Here is a 2,756-nt window from a genome sequence, read left to right as displayed (position 1 = left end):
GGACGAGGTTAATGCTTGAATAGATGTACACGGCGCCGTGCGGCTGCCTGCCGTCGATGCCAATCAAGGGGGTGTTGATGCCGACGGGCCTGAACGCTGACGGTACCGGGCTGCAGGGTAGCGACGGCCCGATGTGCGGGCAAGCCTGATGAGAGGTCTTCTTAGGCATCGCTCAAGCTGGCTTCGCGACGGCTTTCGCGACGCGAAGCCGCTCGGTGCTGCGATGGGCCTTGTCCACAATGGAGGGTCCTTTGCCCGGGCTTGCATTCGTGCTGCGACCTCCGTCGGAGATTGCCTAGAATGCCCTGCCTGTTTCGACTGGAGACTCTCTGCTGATGGCGCGATTGCGTGCACCGATTAGGCCGGACGGCATCCGTTACTGGGTTCACGAGCGACCGCCTTGGTCGATGACGCTGCTACTGGCGATTCAACAGGTCGCATTCCTAGGCTCGATCATGACCTTGCCGGTGGTCCTTGGCCGGGCCGCAGGTCTGGATGCGGCCGCCGAGGCCAACCTGATCGCACTCACGATGATCACGGCCGGCGTTGGCGTGATGCTGCAAGCGCTGAATCGTTTTGGTATCGGGGCCGGCCTGTTCGTGCCGATGCATACCTCGGGGGCCGCGTTTCCGGCTTCGTTGGCGGCCGTGCAGATCGGCGGCCTCGGGCTGGCGTTCGGCATGATGTCGGTCGTTGGACTGGTGCAGCTGCTCGCCGGTCGACTGCTTCCCCGGCTGCGGGCGCTATTCCCGGTCGAGATCGCCGGTCTGACGGTTTTTATGCTCGGGATTGGTCTTGGCTTGGTGGGGCTCGAGCATCTGTTGGGGATGGATTCGCCACTTCAGGGCCGTCCGGTGGGCTATGCGGTCGGCCTTGTCGCCCTTGCCGTGATCATCGGCCTCAATGTCTGGATCAAGGGCCTTGGCCGTGCCTTCTCGGTATTCGCAGGGCTGATTGTCGGACAATCGCTGGCCTTGATGCTCGATCTGGTGCCGAGCAGCGAGCTCCAGGAGGTCTATCAAGCCGCTCCCTTTGCGGCCCCTGAGCTTGGGCAATTCGGTTGGTCGCTCGACTGGGCGCTGCTGCCCGAGTTTGTCATCGTTGGCCTGGCGCTCTCGTTCAATTGCTTCGGCGTGTTGACGGTCGCGCAACGGGCCAACGATGCCGGCTGGCGAGGCCCTGACATCCAAGGGATCAGTCGAGGATTGGTTGCCGAGGGGCTCACGAATATCACCGCCTCGTTGATCAATGGGGTCACTCAGACCAGCAGTGGCGGGGCCGTGGGGCTCGCGCAGGCATCAGGCATCAGCAGTCGGGTCGTTGCCTTCGTGCTCGGCGGACTCTTCTGCTTGCTTGCCTTCTTCCCGCCTGTCACCCAGCTGTGGACGGTCTTGTCGCCGCCAGTCATTGGTGCAGTGCTGACCTTCGTTGGCGCGTTCGTTGCCCTGACGGGGCTGAAGATCCTGACCTCGCGCCTGTTGGACAATCGCAAGATCATTACCTTGGGTGTTGCGCTGATTCTGGGGCTGGGCCAAGATCAGCTGCTCTTGGGGCTTGCGGCGATCCCGTCTGAGTTAGCACCGGTGTTCGCGACCTCCTTGTCGCTGACCGTGGTCACCGCGGTGCTGCTGAATCTGCTGTTTCGTCTCGGCAGCAAGGAGCGTCTCGCCCATGAGGTGACCATTGCCGGAGACTGGCGAGAAGAGGTCAACCAGTTGATCTGGCATCTTGGCAGGCAATGGGGTGCTCGCCCCGAGGTGGTGTCCAGACTCGAGCATGCGAGCAACGAGCTGGTCGAGCTGCTCTTGGGTCAGGGGCTCGTCGCCAACGGCGCAAGGATCAGGATCGCGACCCATTTCGACGAGTACGACTGCACGCTAAGGCTCTGCTATCCCGGCGAGCCCGTTGTGCTATCGCCCGATCGTCCCGATCCCGACGCCCTGCTCGAGCAGCCCGATGCCATCCATCAGCTGGCAGGCTATCTGATCCAGCGCTTGGCAGACAGGGTGCGCGTCAGTCATCAGGACGATCAGGTTGAGGTGCAGCTGCATTTTCAAGACTGAGCCTCACGGCTGACGGCATCCATCGGCCCTTGCTAGGCTCAGCGCAACGCGAAGGCCACCGGTACGGTAATGGTCAGGCGCTTGCGACCCAGGCTTGTCGGGATGCGTGGTAGCGGAGACGCGCGCTCGAGCATGGCTTCGACCTCTCGGTCGAGCAGTGCGTGGCCCGAGCTCTGGACGATTCGTTTCGAGACGACCCGGCCGCTGCTGGTGATGGTGAAGGTCACTTTCACTGTCCCTTCTTGGCGCAGTCGGCGCGCCTGTGCCGGGTAGCGTTTGTGGCGGGCGAGCCAGGTTGCTAGGCGCCCGTAGTAGTTGCTGATGCCTTCGTCGTTTCCAGAGCCGGTTCCGCTGCCATCTCCAGCGCTGGACTGGCTGCCGCGACCGCTCGCCGCGCGTTCTGCCCCTCTATCGGCGTCGCCAAACCCAGAGCGGTTGCGAGCCGCGTCCGCTGCGGTCTGCTCAGACCTGATGCGGTTGGATTGGGAGACCGTTTCAGATGTCGGTGTCGGTTGCGCTGCAGCGCGCGGGTCTGATCTTGCCTTAGGCTTGGGCTTCGGATCTGGCGTTGGCCTTGGCGTTTGCTTCGGCGTTGGCGTTTGCTCTGGCTCTGGCTCTGGCTCTGGCTCTGGCAGCGGCCTAGCGGCTGCGGTCTCGACAGGGTCCACCGGTTGCAGGGCGGCAGTCTGCTCC

At 63.3% G+C, this 2,756-nt stretch carries 2 protein-coding genes; one reads left to right on the top strand and one right to left on the bottom strand.

All coding sequences use genetic code 11. The features are described from left to right. Positions 1 to 335 precede the first annotated feature (335 nt). Complete coding sequence (locus ACY693_RS17820) at positions 336 to 2,063, top strand: uracil-xanthine permease family protein (RefSeq protein WP_462323151.1); 1,728 nt, start codon at positions 336 to 338, stop codon at positions 2,061 to 2,063. A 38-nt stretch (positions 2,064 to 2,101) separates the two neighbouring features. On the opposite strand, the gene ACY693_RS17815 is transcribed toward ACY693_RS17820, so the two are convergent. Next, a partial coding sequence (locus ACY693_RS17815; RefSeq protein ID WP_462323150.1) for an energy transducer TonB occupies positions 2,102 to 2,756 on the bottom strand: 655 nt, incomplete at its 5' end.

Source organism: Halochromatium sp. (genome assembly GCF_054919635.1).
The sequence above is the reverse complement of the archived record's forward strand: the minus strand, read 5'-3'. Positions and strand labels throughout refer to the sequence as shown.

Coding starts and splice junctions, on each gene's coding strand:
- ACY693_RS17820 (WP_462323151.1), top strand. CDS start 336: ATGGCGCGATTGCGTGCACCGATTAGGCCGGACGGCATCCGTTACTGG.